The 17,951-nt window shown below is 33.0% G+C and carries 29 protein-coding genes; 24 read left to right on the top strand and 5 right to left on the bottom strand.

Translation table 11 applies throughout. The features are described from left to right. Positions 1-8: 8 nt before the first annotated feature. Together ACW9W4_RS08035 and ACW9W4_RS08030 are read right to left on the bottom strand one after the other, a co-directional pair. Positions 9-308, bottom strand: a complete 300-nt coding sequence (locus ACW9W4_RS08035; protein WP_457761946.1) for a hypothetical protein — start codon at positions 306-308, stop codon at positions 9-11. A gap of 452 nt (positions 309-760) precedes the next feature. Next, on the bottom strand, positions 761-925 hold the full coding sequence (locus ACW9W4_RS08030; RefSeq protein ID WP_457761945.1) for a hypothetical protein: 165 nt from the start codon (positions 923-925) through the stop codon (positions 761-763). A gap of 56 nt (positions 926-981) precedes the next feature. Between ACW9W4_RS08030 and ACW9W4_RS08025 the strand changes: the two genes are divergently transcribed. The 6 genes from ACW9W4_RS08025 (at position 982) to ACW9W4_RS08000 (ending at position 5,082) form a co-directional block, all read left to right on the top strand. Beyond that, positions 982-1,176 (top strand): hypothetical protein, encoded by a 195-nt coding sequence (locus ACW9W4_RS08025; RefSeq protein WP_457761944.1) that lies wholly within the window; start codon positions 982-984, stop codon positions 1,174-1,176. Positions 1,177-1,266: 90 nt separating this feature from the next. Then, on the top strand, positions 1,267-1,530 hold the full coding sequence (locus ACW9W4_RS08020; protein WP_457761943.1) for a hypothetical protein: 264 nt from the start codon (positions 1,267-1,269) through the stop codon (positions 1,528-1,530). A 170-nt stretch (positions 1,531-1,700) separates the two neighbouring features. Then, complete coding sequence (locus tag ACW9W4_RS08015) at positions 1,701-2,270, top strand: hypothetical protein (RefSeq protein WP_457761942.1); 570 nt, start codon at positions 1,701-1,703, stop codon at positions 2,268-2,270. A gap of 9 nt (positions 2,271-2,279) precedes the next feature. Next, complete coding sequence (locus tag ACW9W4_RS08010) at positions 2,280-3,434, top strand: thermonuclease family protein (protein WP_457761941.1); 1,155 nt, start codon at positions 2,280-2,282, stop codon at positions 3,432-3,434. Between the two features lie 39 nt (positions 3,435-3,473). Beyond that, the gene (locus ACW9W4_RS08005; protein ID WP_457761940.1) at positions 3,474-3,692 is read left to right on the top strand and encodes a hypothetical protein; all 219 of its coding nucleotides are present in this window, start codon (positions 3,474-3,476) and stop codon (positions 3,690-3,692) included. Continuing rightward, complete coding sequence (locus ACW9W4_RS08000; protein WP_457761939.1) at positions 3,682-5,082, top strand: hypothetical protein; 1,401 nt, start codon at positions 3,682-3,684, stop codon at positions 5,080-5,082. The genes ACW9W4_RS08005 and ACW9W4_RS08000 overlap by 11 nt, the downstream gene beginning before the upstream one ends. A 25-nt stretch (positions 5,083-5,107) precedes the next feature. On the opposite strand, the gene ACW9W4_RS07995 is transcribed toward ACW9W4_RS08000, so the two are convergent. Continuing rightward, positions 5,108-5,329 (bottom strand): hypothetical protein, encoded by a 222-nt coding sequence (locus ACW9W4_RS07995; RefSeq protein WP_457761938.1) that lies wholly within the window; start codon positions 5,327-5,329, stop codon positions 5,108-5,110. Between the two features lie 36 nt (positions 5,330-5,365). After that, a complete protein-coding gene (locus ACW9W4_RS07990) occupies positions 5,366-5,926 on the bottom strand; it encodes a TATA-box-binding protein (RefSeq protein ID WP_457761937.1) in 561 nt (186 codons plus the stop codon). Positions 5,927-6,094: 168 nt separating this feature from the next. Between ACW9W4_RS07990 and ACW9W4_RS07985 the strand changes: the two genes are divergently transcribed. The 6 genes from ACW9W4_RS07985 to ACW9W4_RS07960 all read left to right on the top strand — a co-directional run bounded on the left by ACW9W4_RS07985 (position 6,095) and on the right by ACW9W4_RS07960 (position 11,261). Continuing rightward, positions 6,095-6,445, top strand: coding sequence for a hypothetical protein (locus ACW9W4_RS07985; protein ID WP_457761936.1), 351 nt, complete (start codon positions 6,095-6,097; stop codon positions 6,443-6,445). A 17-nt stretch (positions 6,446-6,462) separates the two neighbouring features. After that, positions 6,463-7,437 carry a hypothetical protein gene (locus ACW9W4_RS07980; RefSeq protein ID WP_457761935.1) on the top strand — a complete coding sequence of 325 codons (975 nt, stop codon included), beginning with the start codon at positions 6,463-6,465 and terminating at the stop codon, positions 7,435-7,437. A gap of 47 nt (positions 7,438-7,484) precedes the next feature. After that, positions 7,485-8,204, top strand: coding sequence for a hypothetical protein (locus ACW9W4_RS07975; protein WP_457761934.1), 720 nt, complete (start codon positions 7,485-7,487; stop codon positions 8,202-8,204). An 80-nt stretch (positions 8,205-8,284) separates the two neighbouring features. Continuing rightward, positions 8,285-9,127, top strand: coding sequence for a cupredoxin domain-containing protein (locus ACW9W4_RS07970; RefSeq protein ID WP_457761933.1), 843 nt, complete (start codon positions 8,285-8,287; stop codon positions 9,125-9,127). Positions 9,128-9,212: 85 nt separating this feature from the next. After that, entirely contained in the window at positions 9,213-10,859 is a 1,647-nt protein-coding gene (locus ACW9W4_RS07965; RefSeq protein ID WP_457761932.1) for a sensor histidine kinase, read from the top strand. 39 nt (positions 10,860-10,898) lie between these two features. After that, positions 10,899-11,261 carry a response regulator gene (locus ACW9W4_RS07960; protein ID WP_457761931.1) on the top strand — a complete coding sequence of 121 codons (363 nt, stop codon included), beginning with the start codon at positions 10,899-10,901 and terminating at the stop codon, positions 11,259-11,261. Positions 11,262-11,263: 2 nt separating this feature from the next. Here the strand turns inward: ACW9W4_RS07960 and ACW9W4_RS07955 are convergent, their stop codons facing one another. After that, entirely contained in the window at positions 11,264-12,124 is an 861-nt protein-coding gene (locus tag ACW9W4_RS07955; RefSeq protein ID WP_457761930.1) for a hypothetical protein, read from the bottom strand. A 320-nt stretch (positions 12,125-12,444) separates the two neighbouring features. Between ACW9W4_RS07955 and ACW9W4_RS07950 the strand changes: the two genes are divergently transcribed. The 12 genes from ACW9W4_RS07950 (at position 12,445) to ACW9W4_RS07895 (ending at position 17,944) form a co-directional block, all read left to right on the top strand. Then, positions 12,445-12,639, top strand: a complete 195-nt coding sequence (locus ACW9W4_RS07950; RefSeq protein WP_457761929.1) for a hypothetical protein — start codon at positions 12,445-12,447, stop codon at positions 12,637-12,639. Then, positions 12,636-13,115 (top strand): hypothetical protein, encoded by a 480-nt coding sequence (locus ACW9W4_RS07945; RefSeq protein ID WP_457761928.1) that lies wholly within the window; start codon positions 12,636-12,638, stop codon positions 13,113-13,115. The genes ACW9W4_RS07950 and ACW9W4_RS07945 overlap by 4 nt, the downstream gene beginning before the upstream one ends. A gap of 36 nt (positions 13,116-13,151) precedes the next feature. After that, positions 13,152-13,721 carry a hypothetical protein gene (locus tag ACW9W4_RS07940; protein ID WP_457761927.1) on the top strand — a complete coding sequence of 190 codons (570 nt, stop codon included), beginning with the start codon at positions 13,152-13,154 and terminating at the stop codon, positions 13,719-13,721. 133 nt (positions 13,722-13,854) lie between these two features. Further along, positions 13,855-14,250, top strand: a complete 396-nt coding sequence (locus ACW9W4_RS07935; RefSeq protein ID WP_457761926.1) for a hypothetical protein — start codon at positions 13,855-13,857, stop codon at positions 14,248-14,250. Positions 14,251-14,286: 36 nt separating this feature from the next. Continuing rightward, the gene (locus ACW9W4_RS07930; protein WP_457761925.1) at positions 14,287-14,538 is read left to right on the top strand and encodes a hypothetical protein; all 252 of its coding nucleotides are present in this window, start codon (positions 14,287-14,289) and stop codon (positions 14,536-14,538) included. A 40-nt stretch (positions 14,539-14,578) separates the two neighbouring features. Continuing rightward, positions 14,579-14,749 (top strand): hypothetical protein, encoded by a 171-nt coding sequence (locus ACW9W4_RS07925; protein WP_457761924.1) that lies wholly within the window; start codon positions 14,579-14,581, stop codon positions 14,747-14,749. A 23-nt stretch (positions 14,750-14,772) separates the two neighbouring features. Continuing rightward, on the top strand, positions 14,773-15,291 hold the full coding sequence (locus tag ACW9W4_RS07920; protein WP_457761923.1) for a hypothetical protein: 519 nt from the start codon (positions 14,773-14,775) through the stop codon (positions 15,289-15,291). Beyond that, complete coding sequence (locus tag ACW9W4_RS07915; protein WP_457761922.1) at positions 15,288-15,827, top strand: hypothetical protein; 540 nt, start codon at positions 15,288-15,290, stop codon at positions 15,825-15,827. The genes ACW9W4_RS07920 and ACW9W4_RS07915 overlap by 4 nt, the downstream gene beginning before the upstream one ends. Next, complete coding sequence (locus ACW9W4_RS07910) at positions 15,817-16,569, top strand: hypothetical protein (protein ID WP_457761921.1); 753 nt, start codon at positions 15,817-15,819, stop codon at positions 16,567-16,569. The genes ACW9W4_RS07915 and ACW9W4_RS07910 overlap by 11 nt, the downstream gene beginning before the upstream one ends. Positions 16,570-16,572: 3 nt before the next feature. Beyond that, positions 16,573-17,397: a hypothetical protein gene (locus ACW9W4_RS07905; protein ID WP_457761920.1), complete on the top strand. Its 825-nt coding sequence runs from the start codon at positions 16,573-16,575 to the stop codon at positions 17,395-17,397. Then, a complete protein-coding gene (locus ACW9W4_RS07900; RefSeq protein WP_457761919.1) occupies positions 17,394-17,645 on the top strand; it encodes a hypothetical protein in 252 nt (83 codons plus the stop codon). Before ACW9W4_RS07905 ends, ACW9W4_RS07900 begins: the two co-directional genes overlap by 4 nt. 80 nt (positions 17,646-17,725) lie before the next feature. Next, complete coding sequence (locus ACW9W4_RS07895; protein WP_457761918.1) at positions 17,726-17,944, top strand: hypothetical protein; 219 nt, start codon at positions 17,726-17,728, stop codon at positions 17,942-17,944. Positions 17,945-17,951 lie beyond the last annotated feature (7 nt).

Genomic DNA, 17,951 nt, shown 5'->3' with positions numbered 1-17,951 from the left:
TATGTCAGTTATTTTGAAAGAACTGACAAAAGTGGCATTGCATCCCATTGGTACATTTCATAAGTTAGTATTCCTGAACAAATATTTTCATATTTTTTAAAAAATTCTTTTGCTTCTTGTTCAGTTGCTTCAAAAACTGCCATGGATGAAATCTGATTATCAAATGCCCCTGACCACATTATTTTTCCTTGTGATTGCCATTCATCTACTAGAGTAGATATTTGTGGAGAAATCATCTCAAGATCAATGGGTTTTGTTTCTTTTTGTATGCTGCTTACTAATACCCAAGGCTTTATTTCTTGATTCATATTTTTTATTATATTTTTTTAATATTAAACATAATGATGATTTTATTTTTTTATTCTATTTGTTTGAAACTATATAATTTCTAAACTCTGAATCTATCATTATGAAATATAAAAATATAATTTCAGACATTAATAATAACTTGATATCTTTAGTAGTGTTGGTCTTGTATTTGGTCTATCATTCCACACAAGTCATTCAAGACTAAATCATTGGAACAATTGGTATGCAATAGTCTTCATACTTACCCGACCAAGGAAGTATTCCTATTGGCACTTTTTGGTCAACATCCAGTTGTTTCAATGATTATTTTTTTAAAACTTTAAAAACAAATACAAAATTAAGATGTTATTTTTTAATGTATTTTTAGAATATTATGGGACATAATTTTACAACAATACACATTGAAACTGAACAAGTATCAACTCACATCTAGTCTTCCAAAACTTTTTAGTCAATCATTTGTACCTACATAAATTGGCAAATTTACATATGTCATCTCAACTAGTTTCCCTCCTGATGATACTGGGAGAAAATATACAGGTGGATTGATTGTGGTTGAAAAATTTGCCAAATCATATGTTGAAAATAATGGATGCGGAGATGGGGTTGGTCTCATAATAAAGCCTGATTTTTCCTCTCTAGTGTGTGTAAGTTCTGATACACATCAAAAACTTGTACAACGGGGATGGTGTATCTGGACTTGGGGTTGCAGCAGCTGTAGGATTCTTTGTAATTAGTGACAGAAATGCAAAGAGAACTAGCTCAGAGCAGTCAGGAATTGATCCTGCACATTTGGAGTCAGTTCCAATATCCAGTTCTGTTGGTGGATACCAGACAAACAGAGGAACATCACAACTAAAAACCTAGAATATTCAAGAGTATAGTTTTGTCAAAAACAGTATCCTATTGAAACTATGAATAGTCAAAATTATAAGCGTCGTTCATTTTCATTAGTTCATGGATGAAGAATCCAGATATTGGGTAATTCCAATAATTGCCTTTATTTCAGTAGGGCTGTTTTTAGTTATTGGAGCAAATGAAAGAATTAACACGCCAGAGAGATACATAGAACCTGAAGTGATAGTAGAAAAAGATACAGCACCTACAGGACTTAATCCATATGTAGAATTTTGTACTCCAGGTGGTTTTGCCCCTGTTAAAATAATTGAAAACAGTACACACTCATTTAATCATGATACTTGTATTTGGGATGTAAAATAATCTTGTTTGAGTTCAGAAAAGTATGTCAAAAATGGTATTTTTAATTTTTATCATTGGATAGTATAGAAATTAAAAATAACTTTGGTTGATAGTTATTTGAGAAACTACACGCAGAATTATCATAAAGAATAGAAAATCTTAAGAATACATCACCTAGAATTCGGTATATTATGGAAAAATTATCTAAAATTACAATTTACATTGGTATTGCAGTAGGGATTTCGTTTTTTGCCTTGTTTATGATCATAGCATTACCTCATATGATACAGGATTCAGGCAGACAATGGGAAGAGGCATTTGGATCAAAAAAGTCCTCTGAAGAAATTAAATCCCTCTTTTATCAAACAGAATCCTACAAGACATTTTTGGAAAATTACCCCAACGCAGGTGAATATTACAGATATCAAGGAAACGGTGAGGGCAGAATGGAAATTACCGCAATGAATTTTGAGACTTTTAACACATTACTATTGGAATTAAATTTTAACCGATACGATGAATCCGTGTATGAGGAAGTGTCTTGCTTTAATCATGCTAATGACATGCGTCATCAAGTAAGGGGAACTATCACTAAACAGTTCATTGAAGAATCAAAGTGCTTGGATGGCGATGGGATAATTGCATCTCCTTCTCCCTTAATTGATGCAAATGGAAAACCAATCCCTTTCATGTGTGGCCCTGATGCTCATTATGATTCAAGTAATGATGTATGTATAATTATTGAGAAACCAATCCAATAATTTTAGAAAATGAAAACTAAATTTTTAATAATTATTGCGTTTGTTTTGATACTTCCTGTTTACATTGTTCATGCAGAAACTTCCAATGAATATACTGAAGCAAAGTTGGAATGGAGTCAACATAACTTTGGAATAATAAACGGAACTGGAACTGCAAAAATAATTCTAACTGACTTTGACGTACCAAACATTCCAACATATATTGATAAAGTGACAGTCTTTGTGTATTCAGATAGTTTTCCTGAAGGTATTGCTTTGACACTGTATGAAACTGAAAAAAATTCTGGAATATTTGAGAGAACTTTTTCATTAAGTGATACACGCTCTGCCCCTAGTGTTTTATATGCTCGTGAGGGCGACACTGCAATTGTCAAATACCTTGATGATACGCTTCCAACTGATCATGAATTATCTGAGATTCAACTTCGCGAGACTACTTTGATTGGCTTGCTTGGTCATCCAATAGAGCGTCTTCCTGCAACTAATCCTAGAATTGTAAATTTGGATGGAGATAGGCTTGATTTCCCAATACTTGGACAGCAAATATTACTACAGTCTGATATTGCAAACCCGCAAGATATTCTACAGAACTTTATCTGGCTTGCCCAAACTATTGATTCACAAAAAAGAATTGAATCCCTGTCATGGATTAACGGAACAATAAACCCGCAATCTTCTTTTAGTCCATCGACTTCATGGATTCCTACTACTGCAGGAGAATACAGAACTACATTTTTTGTCTGGGAAAGCATTGATAACCCAACTGCCTTGTCTCCTCCAGTTGAGTTGGAGTTTACCGTTTTAGATGAACCTGAATCCAAATCCGAACATTATGACATTGAAATTATTGGGTTGAAAAACCAGTACAAGATAGGTGAGAAATACTCGTTTACTTTTATCATTTCAGGATATGGATATGCGTGTGCAAATTATGATGCCAAATACCACGATGAGAACGGAAATGTTATGGTAATGGGTGCAGAAGTACTATGTGAAGCAAAACAGCGCATGAATACATTTGAGATAAATCACGCAGAAAGAAAAGAAATGATTGGGGATATTGGAATTAAAAAATCTGGAACTTATTCAGTTACTGTTACATTTGAGAAACCAAACCCCTACTTTCCAACTAGTGTAACTAAAACATTTGAGGTTGTAGAATAATATGAAAACTAGAGTTTTAATTATTATTGGAGAAAAATCATGCTAGAATATAATATTGTAATTGTTGCAGTTTTAGCAATAATTCTAATTGTTGCAATAATATCTACTGTCAATAATCATCGTAAGAAAACAAGTTCTAATCAAGAAACATGTGTTTCTTGTAGAGGGATGGTTTTATTCCTACATATACAAGTAAACCAATTCCTCCATGCAAACGCTGTAATGGAACAGGATATGTGGATAAAAAATGAAAATTAGATTCCTTTTTGCAATTCTTTTTTTAACTATTTTCTCTATTATGATATCTGAAAATGCGTATGGGTCATTGTCTTTAGACAAGGGCGGGTATTCTTGGACTGACAAGGTGAAGGTACGATTAATGGTTCATGGTTTTGATCATAAACAAGACACAATACAGATCTCAGTTGGAGATCATGAACTCAAGTCATACAAGTTGTCAAAAGCTGGAAATGGACTGTATACTGGAGAGGTGATCCTTACTGGATTTTCACATGATGTTGATGGTGACGGTAGACCTGACACTAATCCTAGAACAACAGGAAGTGGGCCCAACAACGGCTTTTTGGAATCAATGCGTGATGAGAGTCTTGAAGTATCGGTCCGACTCCAAGACGGAACCAAGATGAAAACAACTACAAAGATTGCATGGAATGTTGGAGAAATTGCTTTTGATATGTCAAATCATCAATTAAATGAAACTGCAAAACTGCAAGCAATTGATCCTGACATGAATCTTAATCCAGAAACTTTGGACAAGTTACCAATACATGTTTTCTCTGATTCAGACAAGGCAGGAATTCTAGTTGATGCAATAGAGACAGAAGAAGAATCAGGGATTTTTGAAACAACAATATCTTTTACACAAAGTAGTGGTTCAAGTGGAAACAGGCTTTTTGCAATATCTGGAGATACAATATATGCCCAGTACAATGATCACACACTTCCAAAACCGTATGACATTCATGCAAATTTGGAAATTGTTGCAGAATCTACAGTATATGATTCTCTAATTCCAGAACCAGAACCTCCATATTTTGAAAATATTGATAAAGAAAAACCATGTGGTTTGGGAACCCTCTATCAGGACGGCATATGCGTTGTTGATAAAATAGAAAATTCTACAGAAACATCCACGGATCCTTCTAAGCGTTGGGGAGGGCCTACATTAAACTATGTTAAATCACCATTAAAACAGTTCAAGTCAGGATTTTCGTTTTCTGAAATAAAATGCAATGGAAACCTTCAGTTGACTCAAAGATATGACGATAGTCCTGCCTGTGTAAAGTCTGAAACAGTTTTTGAGTTGATTAAGAGAGGCTGGGTGAGTAATATGATCATAGCAGTTCAATCTCGAGATGTTTTCCTAGATCCTCAAGACGCAACTTCATCATACATGGAAAAAGTAATTCCTACACTTGATGATTTTAAAAATACTTTATCTGAACCTTACAGCATTGATACCATTTTTTCTAAATTTGGAGAGCCTCATGACGACATAGGAAGTGGGATTCATATCTATGTGTATGAGTTAAACGATTCAACTGAAATTTGGATAGGATACACTGATCATATTTGGTATGTAAAACATGTTGATTTGGACGGCAATGTGTTGGAAGAATTATTGTAGAAAATGAAAACTAGTTTATTGGTAATCATTCATTAGAAAAGGAATATTTTTCACCGCATTTCCCGCATCTGTCATGAAGTTTTTCTGTAGGTTTAGTCAATCCACACAAACCACAAAAGCGCATGATTCCCATTTCGACTAGCTTTTTTGAGCATTCTGAAATTTCCTTAGAGTTGTGTTTACTTTTTGGTTTACCACACATTGGACAAATTTCATCACCTGCAGTTGAATTTGGAGGATCACTCATCATATTGCTATCTTCAAATTATTTTTGTTAATATTTTTAGCTATATTCCATCAATTCTTTCTCTTCTAACAAAACATGCAAAGAATTTACTGCACGATAAACATCTTCTGCTGTCTTTCCACCAGTACAAACAAGTTTCCCTGATGCAAAAATCAAAATCACAACTTTGGGATCAAGCATCCTATGAATTAGTCCTGGAAATTGTTCTGGTTCGTACATGCTTCTGGGAACTGTCCTAGCTGCTTTTTCAATGTGTATCTTTCCTCCCAAGTTTATTGATGCAACAATATTCTGTATGGTCACTATTGCGTCATTTTTTATCTTGATTTTCTTTTCTCTAAGATTTTCAACCACTGTTTTTACTGCATTTTTTGCCATGTCTGCAGATTTGGAACCCGTACATACCATTTTTCCTGTTCTAAATAACAGAGTGGCAGTCTTGGGTTTTGTCAATCTGAATACTGCTCCTGGAAATTGTTCTGGATTATACTCTACTTTGGGAAATTTTTTCTGAATTTCATTAAGATCCAAGTCTTGGTTTATTGTGGCTGATGCTACAACATTTTCAATACTGACTATGGGTCTTGTTTGAGGCATGAATAATTATGATTTGGATTGTATTATGATATTTATGACTTGGTACTAGTCTTGATTCCTAGAATGAGAGAATCATACTTTATCTGATAACCTAACCAGATCATAGTGTGAATCCTACGATATACTTAAAAGATAAAACTCAAAGTTTTCAGAATGGGCAAGGTTAAGATGAATTCTAGATTTATATTTTTCACAATTGCGAGTTTGTTTACAATCCTACTTATTCCTGCCTTTGATTCAGTCTATGCGCAACCACTGCAAAAAGTTAATGCGGATGTGCTTGAATTTGATGGAATTTTTGCCCTTGTAGAGATTTCATGGAATGACAATGGTGCATCATACTATGAGGCTGGATGTGTAAGTTGTATGCCGAACTTGTCTGATTTTACAACTGAAAACACACTCGTTCTAAACAATGTTACTTCTTTTGCAGGTGGCAATGCATTGTTGTATGTAATTGCATATGATGATGGCGATGAAATAATTTCAGCCAAACAAATCATGTTACAACTGTCATAATCTTAATTGGTAAAATGATGAATTCTAAAATTATAATTGCTGCAAGTCTATTTGCAATTGCAATTGTTGTAATTTTATTTACAGCAATACCTGAAAAAGATGCATCCCCACAACAAGAAATTGAAGAATCTATACAAAATGAAATCTCACGATATCCACAAATTACAGGTATCCATGCAAAAAATATTTGTACAATTTTGGATTTAAAATGTTCATCTGAAAAAACATTTCCAGCAATATATGATTCTGATGATGGTTATATGAAATTCACCTATACCAAAGAGTTTGTAGATTATTTTTTTAATGTACATGGTGATGAGCTAGTCTACAGAACATCCAAAAACCCCTCTGTTTGGAAAACTTTTGATGAGAATTGGGCAGAAAATGTAGATTATCTTAAACCAGTATCTTCTCAATTGATCACATATGACTATGAAGATGTTTGTGGATTTCCTGTAACTGACAAGATGAGGCTCGACCTAGTCTATGAGGCAAGTCATGATTTTACAAATGATGGATTGTCCTACATTAAACTGCGAGGAGGTACTTTTACTCACGTTGAACTTGCTCAACATCCTAATCATATTTACCCCTCATTGGAATATTGGTTTATTTTGAAAAATGGCCAGCAAATTAATTTCAAGATTGGAGCATGTGATGTTAAAGATCCTAACGTATCTTTGGGAAGTGCTTTTGAGGAGCATTACAAAATAAAACCTAACACTGGAGAAGAAGAATATGAACATCTGTCTGCACCTGGATTTCCAATGGTGAATTCAGTAACAATGCAGCCTGTACTTGATATGGCAAACTGTCATAGGATGACAGATTATTATACAAAGATGCAAAGTCCAACGATGTTTACACGTGAAAACGTAACTTTTGATCCGCTGTGGAAAAATCAGGTTTTCCCAATAATAGATTATTGTAATGATGTTGGTGAATTTAAAATGAATATAATTAATGAAAAAATAGAATGGAATTTTATATAAAAATGAATTTGAAATTACAAATAAACTTGATGAATTGTTAAATGAACATGAAACCTAGACTTTTGATTATATTTGCACTTGTTGGTTTTTTGTCATTGATTTCGACAACACAAATAGTACAAGCTGTACCTGAACTTACTTTTGATGATGCATATGATTTCTCTGAATTAGTAATTGTTGGTCAAATAGAATCAGTAGAAATTTTGTCCGAACCCATTATAGGAGAAAACACCAGTAGGTCTGGCATAGCTCTGTATGATGTTGCAATCTTATTTTCTTTAAAAAATCCAGATAACATTACAGAAATCACTGTTCCTGGTAAATTCTTAAGAGAACCACATGGGATGTCTTATGATGCATATCCATATGAAGTAGGACAAATAGTAGTTCTGTTCATTCAACCTGATGATTATGTATCTGGTTATGATTTAGTAATTAGATCAGGTAATTCTGAAGTCATTTATCCTGCTTCTGAACAAGATGGTCAATGTGCAAATCACCGTTATTCATATTATGGTGGATATTGTATGAGGACAGAAATTCAAAATCAGGATTTACCTACATGTGATCCTAATCCTGAACATGATTTTGGAAAATGCAAAAAATCTGAACCTGAAAGTATTATCGATGAACGTTGTGGTGTTAATACAGTATCCATTGATGGGGTTTGTCAAGTAGTAAAAGTAAAAACAGTAGGTGACGATGCACCATTCTTTGGGATTTTTGCATATCTTGATGATTTGATTTCATGGATATTTGGAAAATGAAAACTAAAACCCAAATCTATTGAAATTAGAATATCCTTGAATAGAACCATTTATGAATATCTTACTAAGAATTAGACTGAATGCAGTTACAAAGTTATGCAAAAATTGGAATTTGTGTAGGTATTGGAGCAGCTGTGATTTTTACAATAATTGGTATAGTTGGAGCAAGTAATGAGATTCAAGAAAACTGGATTATCTTAACAATGAACAAAGACCAACTGATGGAAAAGATGAAAGTACTTCCATCGGTAATGCTGTTTGCCGAAAAATATCCAGATCATTACTATCTTGAAAATCTCAATAGGCATAGAGTTCAACTTGAAATGTCTGCATATGATTTTGAAACTGGAAATGAATTGAGATTAGATGTCAACTATGATATTTGGGATGAAAAATTTCGTGAATACGTTAGATGTGATATTAATGATAACAAGTTCAGAAAGAGTTTAGGTTCTACTGGAGAATTTACTGGTGGTTTTGTAATTGAGAGGTTATTGCAAGAAGGAAGAGCAGAAGACAAATTTGCACATGACTTTATCAAGTATACCAACTGTTTGGAAATTGGACAAGATGATGCAACACAAGAACTTGAGATAGTTGCACCAGAATATGGAGACATTCCAACTTATACAATATCTGTTCCACAAGGAAGCTCAGTTCCTGGTTGTGAAGAGATTGCACATTGTTTTGAGCCTGAAGAAATTACAATCAAGGTGGGTGAAATTATAGAGTGGAAAAATTATGACGATGCAATGCATACTATAACTTCTGGTAATCCTGAAGATGGCCCTACATCATTATTTGATTCGGGATTGGCAGAACCTGATGCAACGTATGCGTTAAAATTTAACAGTGCTGGAAAATTTGATTACTTTTGTATGATACATCCTTGGCAGACAGGATTAATTACTGTGATTGAATAATCCTCTTGCATTTCTTTTTTAAAAACTAATTTGATTTTATAGAATACTTTATGAATCCCACTTGAATTAAATAGTTTGATTCTAATTGTTATCTCAAAAGAAAAAACAATTAATTTGGTATGCAATAACAATTACAATAATTCTCTTATTGATGGTTGTCACTATTGAAATTTACAGTATAGCAGAGGAAAATATCAAAAACACGTTTATTAAAAATCAAATCGCAATACAAGAAATTGTCACAAAATCCATTTCTAAGAATATAGCGTCTGAATTGGAATTAATTATATTTGAACTGTCTCTTCTTGCAGAATTGGATGAATTACAAAATGATCTTGGCACTGCAGAATCAAATCATTTGATAAATCAAACATTTAATCGCTTAAACTCTATCTCACCTACTGCACAAATTCTTGCCCTTGATGAAAATTATACAGTTCTTTCTCAAGCCAGTAAAAAACATGATTCATTTGTTGGGGCAAATGTAAATGGATTATCTGAACTAATTAACTCTGAAGAAGATGGAATGAAACTTACCCCAAAAATTTTATCAATAAACACATCCCTATTTGATGAACCTGAAATTGCAATTATTTTTCCAGTGATAGATAAACAAACAAACATTTCCAAGGGATTGTTACTTGTAACATTTCCATCTAGTGAATTTTTCAAGCGACACGGAAATATATATGATATAGAATCTCAATTTCTAATGGTGATGGATGAAAATAATGTATTACTCATTCATCCAAATATGGAAAATGTAGGGAAGAACTTCTTTGGAGATGAAATACAACAAAACATTAAACATAATTTACTCTTAAACGAACATATCTCACATGTTCTCAAAGGTAATTTATCAACTATAATTTTTAGTTTGGATGATAATATAGGTGAGAGAATAAATTCTGCAATATCTGTCACTGTTAATGGTAAAAATGAATTTATGTTTGGGGTTGTTACCCCAACACAATCAATAAATCAAGAGATAGATGAAATAATCTTTTTCACAAAAATCCAGACTATTTTCTTGTTGCTATCTACAATTATTGTTTTGTTGCTGTTCTTGCTAAAGCGTACACAAAGCTTCAAAAAAGAAAAGCTTACAGTTATTGGACAGCTCTCATCTAACATTGCTCATGATATACGTAATCCATTGGGTACAATAAAAAATGCAGGAGTTATAATTGATAAAGAAAATAATTCCAAAAATGAAATAATCTCCAGAGAATTAAAACGCATTAATTTGTCCGTGCGACGTATTTCACATCAGATTGAAGAAGTGTTAAACTATGTTCGAACAACACCTATGATAATAAAATACCACTCCATCAATCAAACCATTCAGGAAGCAATAGATACACTAGATGTTTTAGCAAATGTCAAAATTGATATTCCAAAAAATAATCTGGTAATTAAATTTGATCATGATAAGATGTTGATTGTGTTTATAAATATAATTTTGAATGCAATTCAATCCATTGGAAAAGATGGCGGATATGTTCGAATTAATTTACTTGAAACATCCTCTGATGTTAGAATGGAGTTTGAAAATTCTGGTCCGGACATACCACGAAAAGATTTGAAACACATTTTTGATACACTGTTTACCACTAAATTGGAAGGTACAGGACTTGGTCTTTCTAGCTGTAAAAATATTGTAGAGCAGCATAAAGGATCCATACATGTATCTACTAATCCTGTGAAATTTTCAATTAGGTTGCCAAAATGAATATTCTGACATTTACAAGTCTAAAATTCAGGAGAAAACATGTCAAATCCTAGAATTTTGCTAGTTGATGACGATACTCAGTTTTTGGAGGCAACAGAATACATGCTAAAATATGAAAATTATGAGGTAATCACTGCTAAAAATGGAGAAGAGGCCATCAAAAAATACAAAGAATCAATCCCTGATATTGTTCTAATGGATTTGAAGATGCCAATAATGAACGGATATGATGCATTTTTTAAAATAAAAAAAGATAATCCTGATGCAAAAATAGTATTTACGTCATCTTATGCTATCAATAATGAAGAATTTGCACGGGCAGAAGATTCTGGTTTGTTTGGGTTGTTGACAAAACCATTTGATCTTAATGAATTAAATGATATTATCAGATCAACAAATTAATTCTATTTTAAAATCTCTGATTTTTTTAAAACACTATATCTTTCATGGTAATATTTTTTTGATTCTTTAAAAAAAACTAGAAACCATTCCTTTAATTCTACATCGTTATCAAATAATTGATTTAAATTGCTGATTCCACTATTGGTTAAGTTTTCTTTTTGAATTGGTTGATATAATAAATTAATGTAAAACCAAAAAGATATTTGCTCTGCAAGTTTTTCTTCCACAATACTTTCAAAATTTCTTTGATATTTTATGTGTAAATATGACATTAATTCATAGAATGGAATTCCTGGTTGAATTTGAATTTGTGGATTATCTGCAAGTAAACCATTTGATAACAAATTAATTCTATATGCCTTGTCTCCTATTTTTGATTTAATATAACCCCATTTGCCAAAAACTTTTGGTAATATTTTAGAATATTTTTCCGCAATTTTATCAATCTCTTTGTTGCTAAGATTCAGTACATCGATACAATACAAAATACCATACAATGACAATCTGTATTTGTCAGCTACCCCTGTCTTGAGACTCTTACCATCTTTTATTACAAGTCCAACATTTAAAATTCCGTCTGAATGTTTTCCTTTGTCTTTCCTGCCAATTAATAATCTTCTGTAAATTTTTTCACGTTCACGAAGTTTAGATATGTCATTTGGTATTGATATTTTTGCCAAATCCCAAGTGGTCATTGATTCATTTTTGCTCATTATTTTTAGTAATGTTTGAACATTTTGTTGATGCTTACTTAGTGCAGATTTCTTTTCATCTGGTGAACCATAGTGAGAATGTGCATTAGGACGAAGATACAGTTTGTAATTTTGTAAATTTCCATATGTTGCATCATTTTCTAAAGGCATACCGATATACGGTATCTCTTGTTATATATAACTCAGGCATAGTTATTTTCATGAAGCAGCAAATCATACACAATTGGCAACACTCGCCTTCTAAAATTCAGGTTGCAAGCAACCCTGTAAAAGCAGTGTCAAAATCCTTGCAACAGACAAAACCCTCCACGTTCTCTATTGAGGATTTAATGGGTCTATCTTGGATTTTGTTTGAGGATAGATGTTGAAATGCCTGTACAATCTATGTCCCCTAACAATCAGATTGTATGTGATATGATTAGTCATAACCGCCAACTGCATCACCAAGCCAATGTTAATGAGGTGATTAGATGAAACCTTTGGACAACAAATTTTTCACCAGAGGTGGATTTTCATCCTCACAATGGAATCTTGCAGAAAAAGTACATGATGCCCCCATCGTGGACTCTTCTTATCACCACCCACTACATTCTGATGACTTGAAAAAACATCAAAGCAAGTCAAGAAGAGGCCATCAAAGATTTGAGTGTGGTTTGTCAGTATGAGTGTAATTCCTGCATCTAACATCTCGAGAACTCGTGATATGGAATATGCAAAAAGTTTAGCAACATTATGTTTTTTTGGAATGATGTTGAGCATGTCTGTTTTTTTGTTAGACGTGCCAGTGTTTGCAGAGACATCTCAAAGCACCATAATAAAGTTGGATGATGAGATAAGTCTTAAAAAAACTGTAACTACAATGAGTATATCTGAAAATAATACCCTGCCCTGGGGTACTGTCAAAGGTAAAGTCAATGATCCAGCTCAAGGATACCCTGTGATTATTCAATTCTTCAAATCAGTTGAAGAAGATCCTATTCATGTTGCACAGGTAAATTTGAAAGGTGATGGCTCCTTTGAACATCGGTTCAGAGTGTTATCCATAGATGAAGGCAATGTTACCAATTTTTTTGAAGGCGACTATATTGTCAAAATCTTCAAGGTAATAAAAACGCCAAGAGTGGATCTAGATTATGTCTAGATTACCTCCATCTATTTTTTTTGAGGTGTTGTAAAATTGGAAAGACTAGTAAAAATTGGGATTGCCATTGCAATTGCAATAGGTTTGATTTTCTTTTCATTGTTTTTAATAACAATAATACCTCACATTGTTACAAACACACAACGGGATTGGGCAGATATCCTAACGCCAAAACTCACAGATGATAATGCTATGAATATTTTTAGCAGCAAGCAAGTATATTCAAAATTCAAAGAGAAATATCCTGATGCAAGTGAGGTTCTTACAAATTACAACAACAGAAACGCACGTGTTGAATTGACTGCGATGAATTTTACAACTTTTCACTACATCACACTAAATATGGATTATGACATACGTAATCAGATGTTGGATTATTCAATCAGGTGCAATCTTTCAGGCGATGACCGACTTCCAAGAGCTAAAGACACATTGGCAATTCTTTATTTACAATATACCCAATGTTTGCAAATTCCAAAAAAATCCTTTGTAAATAGTGATGAGGATATGGTTTACCGTAACTGGGATCAAAGCGGTGATGCTGTTATCTTGTCTCAATATCAGTTGGCAGTAGAGCGTGAAAGTGCGGGACTTAGTGTCAATTGATTTCTTTCATAGTTTGGTGTGATAAAAAATGATTCCTAGATGTTTTATGATATAATGTTGTCTTACTATACATTGGATTTTTCCTTTGTAGTAGTGTAGAACACTATGAATATCTATTTTCATATTAGTTACTATGGCTGGCAAAATTAGTCAAGTTTTGATGAAAACAAAATTGAAAAAAATTGCAGGCGTTATGGCTCATTTTTCATTAGATCACTCAACTAATTCCCCTGAAGCATTTTGTGCATTGGGTGTGCTATATTATGACACAGGAAAGATGAGTAGTAAGAATAATTGGGAAGATATTGATGTACGTGGAGATTTTGAATTGCTAAAAGAAAATTATCCCATAACTCGAGAGCAATTTAGAAAATTATATAATTGTCCTGCATGCGATAAATCCGAATTTGGATTAAACGAGTTTCTAATACATCTAAATGATTACCATGATCCAAAGAATAGACTTGCAGGAGTTATTCCTTTTACGTTTAAAGAGATTGGGCAAATCCTTGAGAGAGAAGGACTGTAGTGACAAATCAAACTATAATGTAATGGGTTACAAATCATGGATGTAAAATTTCAAAACAAAACAATCAATTACGAACTTGCAACGTTTGATGAATTTCAGTTAGATGAAGATCTTGAATTTTGCTGTTACAGACTTCGTATAATGGATTCAAAATCACCTCTATGGAATAAAAAATCTGCAAAATTATGTTGGGCTGATGCAGTATCTGAAGATGATGTAGTGTATTATCCAATAGATTTTTGTCCTTTTTGTGGTGAACGTTTTGAATATGTTGAAATAAAAGATTAGAATCCTTTATGAGATACATACTATTTAATTTCAATATCTTATGGTTTGGTATCTGATAGCAATTCCAATTGTTATAGCAGTGATTATCAAACTAGTCATTCCATATATCAAGAAAAATTATCTTGATGATACAATGATTTGTGGGATTTGTAGTAGTAAATATAACAAAAAACTGTCTGGTTGTCCTAATTGTGGTGTTGGTAGTAAATAATATAATTTGAGGAGAAAAAGAAAATGAAAACTAGATACAAAATACCGCTCATTGTTGGAATACTTTTTGTCATAATTTGGCCTCAAATGCCCCATGTTATTTGGATTGCATGTGAAATTTTGCCTGATTGTAATACTGAAACATCTTATGCATCTGGAATCGGACTCCCATGGATTTCTATTAACACCAACCTTTTTGATAATTTGTCAGAAGGTCTTGATGGATTTTTTATGTTAGGTATTTCATTTACTCTGATGATTTTTTTAGTTCTTTGGAGGATTAAAATCAAAACCCTGTACAAAATTTTAATTCTCTGTTTTGTTTTTACAATTCCCATCTTTGCTTTTATGTGGATAGAATATGGTACTGTATGTAATGAGCATGTGGTACAACATCTTCAAAAACATTCCAATCTGTTTGATGTGAATTATGATGGCGAATTTGTAATAAACAGTAAAGATTATTCTTTTGGAGTGCATGAATTAAACATTCAAGAATGTGTAAATTACATACTTGAACAAAAGACATTGGATAGGAAATGAAAACTAGGATTTTGATAATTATTGGAATGATTGTAATTCTCGTAGGTTCTTTGGGCATTTTGGCCATTTCACAACAAACAGAGATAGAATGCTTGAGACTTTACAAGGAGATACGAGAGTTATCACGCACTCCAGAAATGTCTCTTGCTGAACGTGAAACGATAGATTTACACAAAAGATCAGTGTTTGAATATGTGGAAAAAAGTTGTCCAGATTTTCCGGACTTGGAATTTATTTATGACAACTATCTACAGATAGGATTACAATCACCTACATCATCATACATGGACAAAATAGTTCCCACAATAGATGATTTTAGAAAGTTTGCATCAGATTCACCTGATATCGACAACATATTTTACAGATTTGGTGAACCTGCAGATGACATCGGAAGTGGAATCCACATCTATGTGTATGAACTAAATGACAATACTCAAGTTTGGATAGGATATTCAAATGAGATATTGTATGTACGTAATGTTAATGCATATGGAAATGTTCTAGAGTCCTTGTTTGAGGTAGAAAATGAAGACTAGATACAAAATAATTATCATTGGAATAGTTTTAGCAACTACAATTTTTGGCACATATCAGTCTCTAATGTATCAATGTGGAACTTTGCCAATATACATGGAAACTCCCAAAAACCCAAACTTGTGGCATTGTTTAGAAATATGGGAGAAACAACATTATCCTCCACCGTGTGCTGGATGTCAAGATAATGAAAAAGATGCAACATTACATACTGAATACAAACCACATTTAGGTCTGGGATTGTTAAATCAAAATGAGCGAAAAACCACTGTATCGGATCACACTACAGTACAACTTAAAGCAGTATTGGAGTATTGCATTGATTCTAAAGATCTTGTAGAGATGGTTGGTCTATCATACTATAATGAAACTCATTTTATTGATACAATAACTTGTGAGTGGCAAAAACATGATGGACTACAAATTGATTCAGAAGGACTTGATTCTGGGTGGATCTCAGATGGAGTTGTAAAACATTATTCAATTCCATCTGCACAAGAATTTTTACAAATGGACTGCGAAGATCTAAACCATCTTTATCCTGAATTTCCAAATGAAAATGTTGCAGACGCATGGATTACCAGAATGCATGAATGCCTTAATGAACAAGAAAATGAAAAACAAAAATTAGAAGATTTTTGTGCATGGAGTTTTCCCAAAATTGAACATGAAATGTATTATGCTGATTGCATGAAAGGACATCTTGTTGGAGTTAATCAATGGGTACAAAATCAAGAGAATTGAAATATGAAAACTAGACTTTTGATAATCATTGCATCATTTCTTGTACTAATTCCATGGGCAGGAGGATTGGAATTTGGAATAAACAACGAGGTCATGGTAGATGGTTTTACAATTAGCGCCATAACAGTGATGATTCTTACTCTTTCCTTCTCTATGACATCATGGTTTTTACTTTCATGTGCATCAAAAAACATCAGCATTCCAGGAATTTTACTGAGCATAATTACGGGAGCATCATTAGTAATTCCATTTCTCCAAGTTCTTGGGCCAATGGCAGGAGTGATTGTAGGCGTTGTAGCAGGATTTGCAGCATTTATGCTTCAAAAAAAGATGACAAATCCTTTACAAACCAAACCTTTGAAGATTGCATTTGTAACTATTGCCGCGACATATTTTGTTTTGATTGTGATGGTTCTAGCAACTCAGACTCATTCAATATGGGATACAGGAGACGGCATAGGTGAATGGACTGGTACGGCAGAAGGAATGGAGAGGGCAGGATTTGCCAGTGTTTTAGGCAGTGATATTTCATTTGCTTTTTTTCTAGTGATCCCCGTTTTAGTAATCACAGGACTGATAATACAAGACAAAAAGAACATCCAGATTAAAATTATTTTAGTTGTAGGAATAGCATTGATCATAGAAGGTTTCTTTGCAACAATATATTCTGCATTTGTTTTGTTTCCTCCAACTGAACCACCAATGATGCGACCGCTTGAAGGAATGGATTATCTGTTTTTCATACATCGTCAAGCGTTCATGATTAGCGGCATTGTTGGAATTTTTGTAACTATTGCAGGAATTATTTTTTGGAGAAAAAGAAAATGAATAACACTTTTTTAAAAATTGGAATAATCGTATTACCCATAATCATAATGTGGCTCAGCGGATGGGCATATGTTTCTGTTTCAATATTACTTCATCCACCTGTATTATCGATGATGATGGAAGAAGGAGGTATGACTTTCAGCAGATCAAACCAATTACCTTATCTTGGAAGTTATGTGGTTTTAGGACTATCAATTTATCTATCTATCAAACTCTGGATAAAATACATACATTACGATAAAATATGAAAAATTCTTTGATTTTAAGATGGATAGTATTTAGCATTAATTTGTTAATCGCAGGTTTTCTTATCTTTGCTGGTGGTCTTATGATCGTTTTTGCTATTTGGATGGGTACTGGTCTTCCAAAACTATTATCAAGTATTGCAAGCCATCCAATACATCTAACACTAGCTATCTTTGCATTTGTAATAATTGCATTATTGCCAGTATCTTATAATTTCCATGAAAATAAAAGAAACAAAATAATTTTTTGTGGTACAATAATTGGAATTATTATTACTACTTCGATACTGTTATCCATTTAAGATGAAA

The organism is Candidatus Nitrosopumilus sp. bin_7KS (assembly GCF_054095835.1).
The sequence above is the reverse complement of the archived record's forward strand: the minus strand, read 5'-3'. Positions and strand labels throughout refer to the sequence as shown.

Bases quoted from the DNA above. Each gene is read 5' to 3' on its own strand.
- ACW9W4_RS08030 (WP_457761945.1), bottom strand. From the start codon at position 925: ATGAGACCAACCCCATCTCCGCATCCATTATTTTCAACATATGATTTG.
- ACW9W4_RS07995 (WP_457761938.1), bottom strand. From the start codon at position 5,329: ATGAGTGATCCTCCAAATTCAACTGCAGGTGATGAAATTTGTCCAATG.
- ACW9W4_RS07900 (WP_457761919.1), top strand. From the start codon at position 17,394: ATGAATAACACTTTTTTAAAAATTGGAATAATCGTATTACCCATAATC.
- ACW9W4_RS07990 (WP_457761937.1), bottom strand. From the start codon at position 5,926: ATGCCTCAAACAAGACCCATAGTCAGTATTGAAAATGTTGTAGCATCA.
- ACW9W4_RS07915 (WP_457761922.1), top strand. From the start codon at position 15,288: ATGAAAACTAGGATTTTGATAATTATTGGAATGATTGTAATTCTCGTA.
- ACW9W4_RS07935 (WP_457761926.1), top strand. From the start codon at position 13,855: ATGGCTGGCAAAATTAGTCAAGTTTTGATGAAAACAAAATTGAAAAAA.
- ACW9W4_RS08010 (WP_457761941.1), top strand. From the start codon at position 2,280: ATGAAAACTAAATTTTTAATAATTATTGCGTTTGTTTTGATACTTCCT.
- ACW9W4_RS07920 (WP_457761923.1), top strand. From the start codon at position 14,773: ATGAAAACTAGATACAAAATACCGCTCATTGTTGGAATACTTTTTGTC.
- ACW9W4_RS07945 (WP_457761928.1), top strand. From the start codon at position 12,636: ATGAGTGTAATTCCTGCATCTAACATCTCGAGAACTCGTGATATGGAA.
- ACW9W4_RS08000 (WP_457761939.1), top strand. From the start codon at position 3,682: ATGAAAATTAGATTCCTTTTTGCAATTCTTTTTTTAACTATTTTCTCT.
- ACW9W4_RS07960 (WP_457761931.1), top strand. From the start codon at position 10,899: ATGTCAAATCCTAGAATTTTGCTAGTTGATGACGATACTCAGTTTTTG.
- ACW9W4_RS07970 (WP_457761933.1), top strand. From the start codon at position 8,285: ATGCAGTTACAAAGTTATGCAAAAATTGGAATTTGTGTAGGTATTGGA.
- ACW9W4_RS07925 (WP_457761924.1), top strand. From the start codon at position 14,579: ATGGTTTGGTATCTGATAGCAATTCCAATTGTTATAGCAGTGATTATC.
- ACW9W4_RS07910 (WP_457761921.1), top strand. From the start codon at position 15,817: ATGAAGACTAGATACAAAATAATTATCATTGGAATAGTTTTAGCAACT.
- ACW9W4_RS07985 (WP_457761936.1), top strand. From the start codon at position 6,095: ATGAATTCTAGATTTATATTTTTCACAATTGCGAGTTTGTTTACAATC.
- ACW9W4_RS08020 (WP_457761943.1), top strand. From the start codon at position 1,267: ATGGATGAAGAATCCAGATATTGGGTAATTCCAATAATTGCCTTTATT.
- ACW9W4_RS07975 (WP_457761934.1), top strand. From the start codon at position 7,485: ATGAAACCTAGACTTTTGATTATATTTGCACTTGTTGGTTTTTTGTCA.
- ACW9W4_RS07905 (WP_457761920.1), top strand. From the start codon at position 16,573: ATGAAAACTAGACTTTTGATAATCATTGCATCATTTCTTGTACTAATT.
- ACW9W4_RS08015 (WP_457761942.1), top strand. From the start codon at position 1,701: ATGGAAAAATTATCTAAAATTACAATTTACATTGGTATTGCAGTAGGG.
- ACW9W4_RS08035 (WP_457761946.1), bottom strand. From the start codon at position 308: ATGAATCAAGAAATAAAGCCTTGGGTATTAGTAAGCAGCATACAAAAA.
- ACW9W4_RS07980 (WP_457761935.1), top strand. From the start codon at position 6,463: ATGAATTCTAAAATTATAATTGCTGCAAGTCTATTTGCAATTGCAATT.
- ACW9W4_RS07930 (WP_457761925.1), top strand. From the start codon at position 14,287: ATGGATGTAAAATTTCAAAACAAAACAATCAATTACGAACTTGCAACG.
- ACW9W4_RS08005 (WP_457761940.1), top strand. From the start codon at position 3,474: ATGCTAGAATATAATATTGTAATTGTTGCAGTTTTAGCAATAATTCTA.
- ACW9W4_RS07950 (WP_457761929.1), top strand. From the start codon at position 12,445: ATGAAACCTTTGGACAACAAATTTTTCACCAGAGGTGGATTTTCATCC.
- ACW9W4_RS07895 (WP_457761918.1), top strand. From the start codon at position 17,726: ATGATCGTTTTTGCTATTTGGATGGGTACTGGTCTTCCAAAACTATTA.
- ACW9W4_RS07955 (WP_457761930.1), bottom strand. From the start codon at position 12,124: ATGCCTTTAGAAAATGATGCAACATATGGAAATTTACAAAATTACAAA.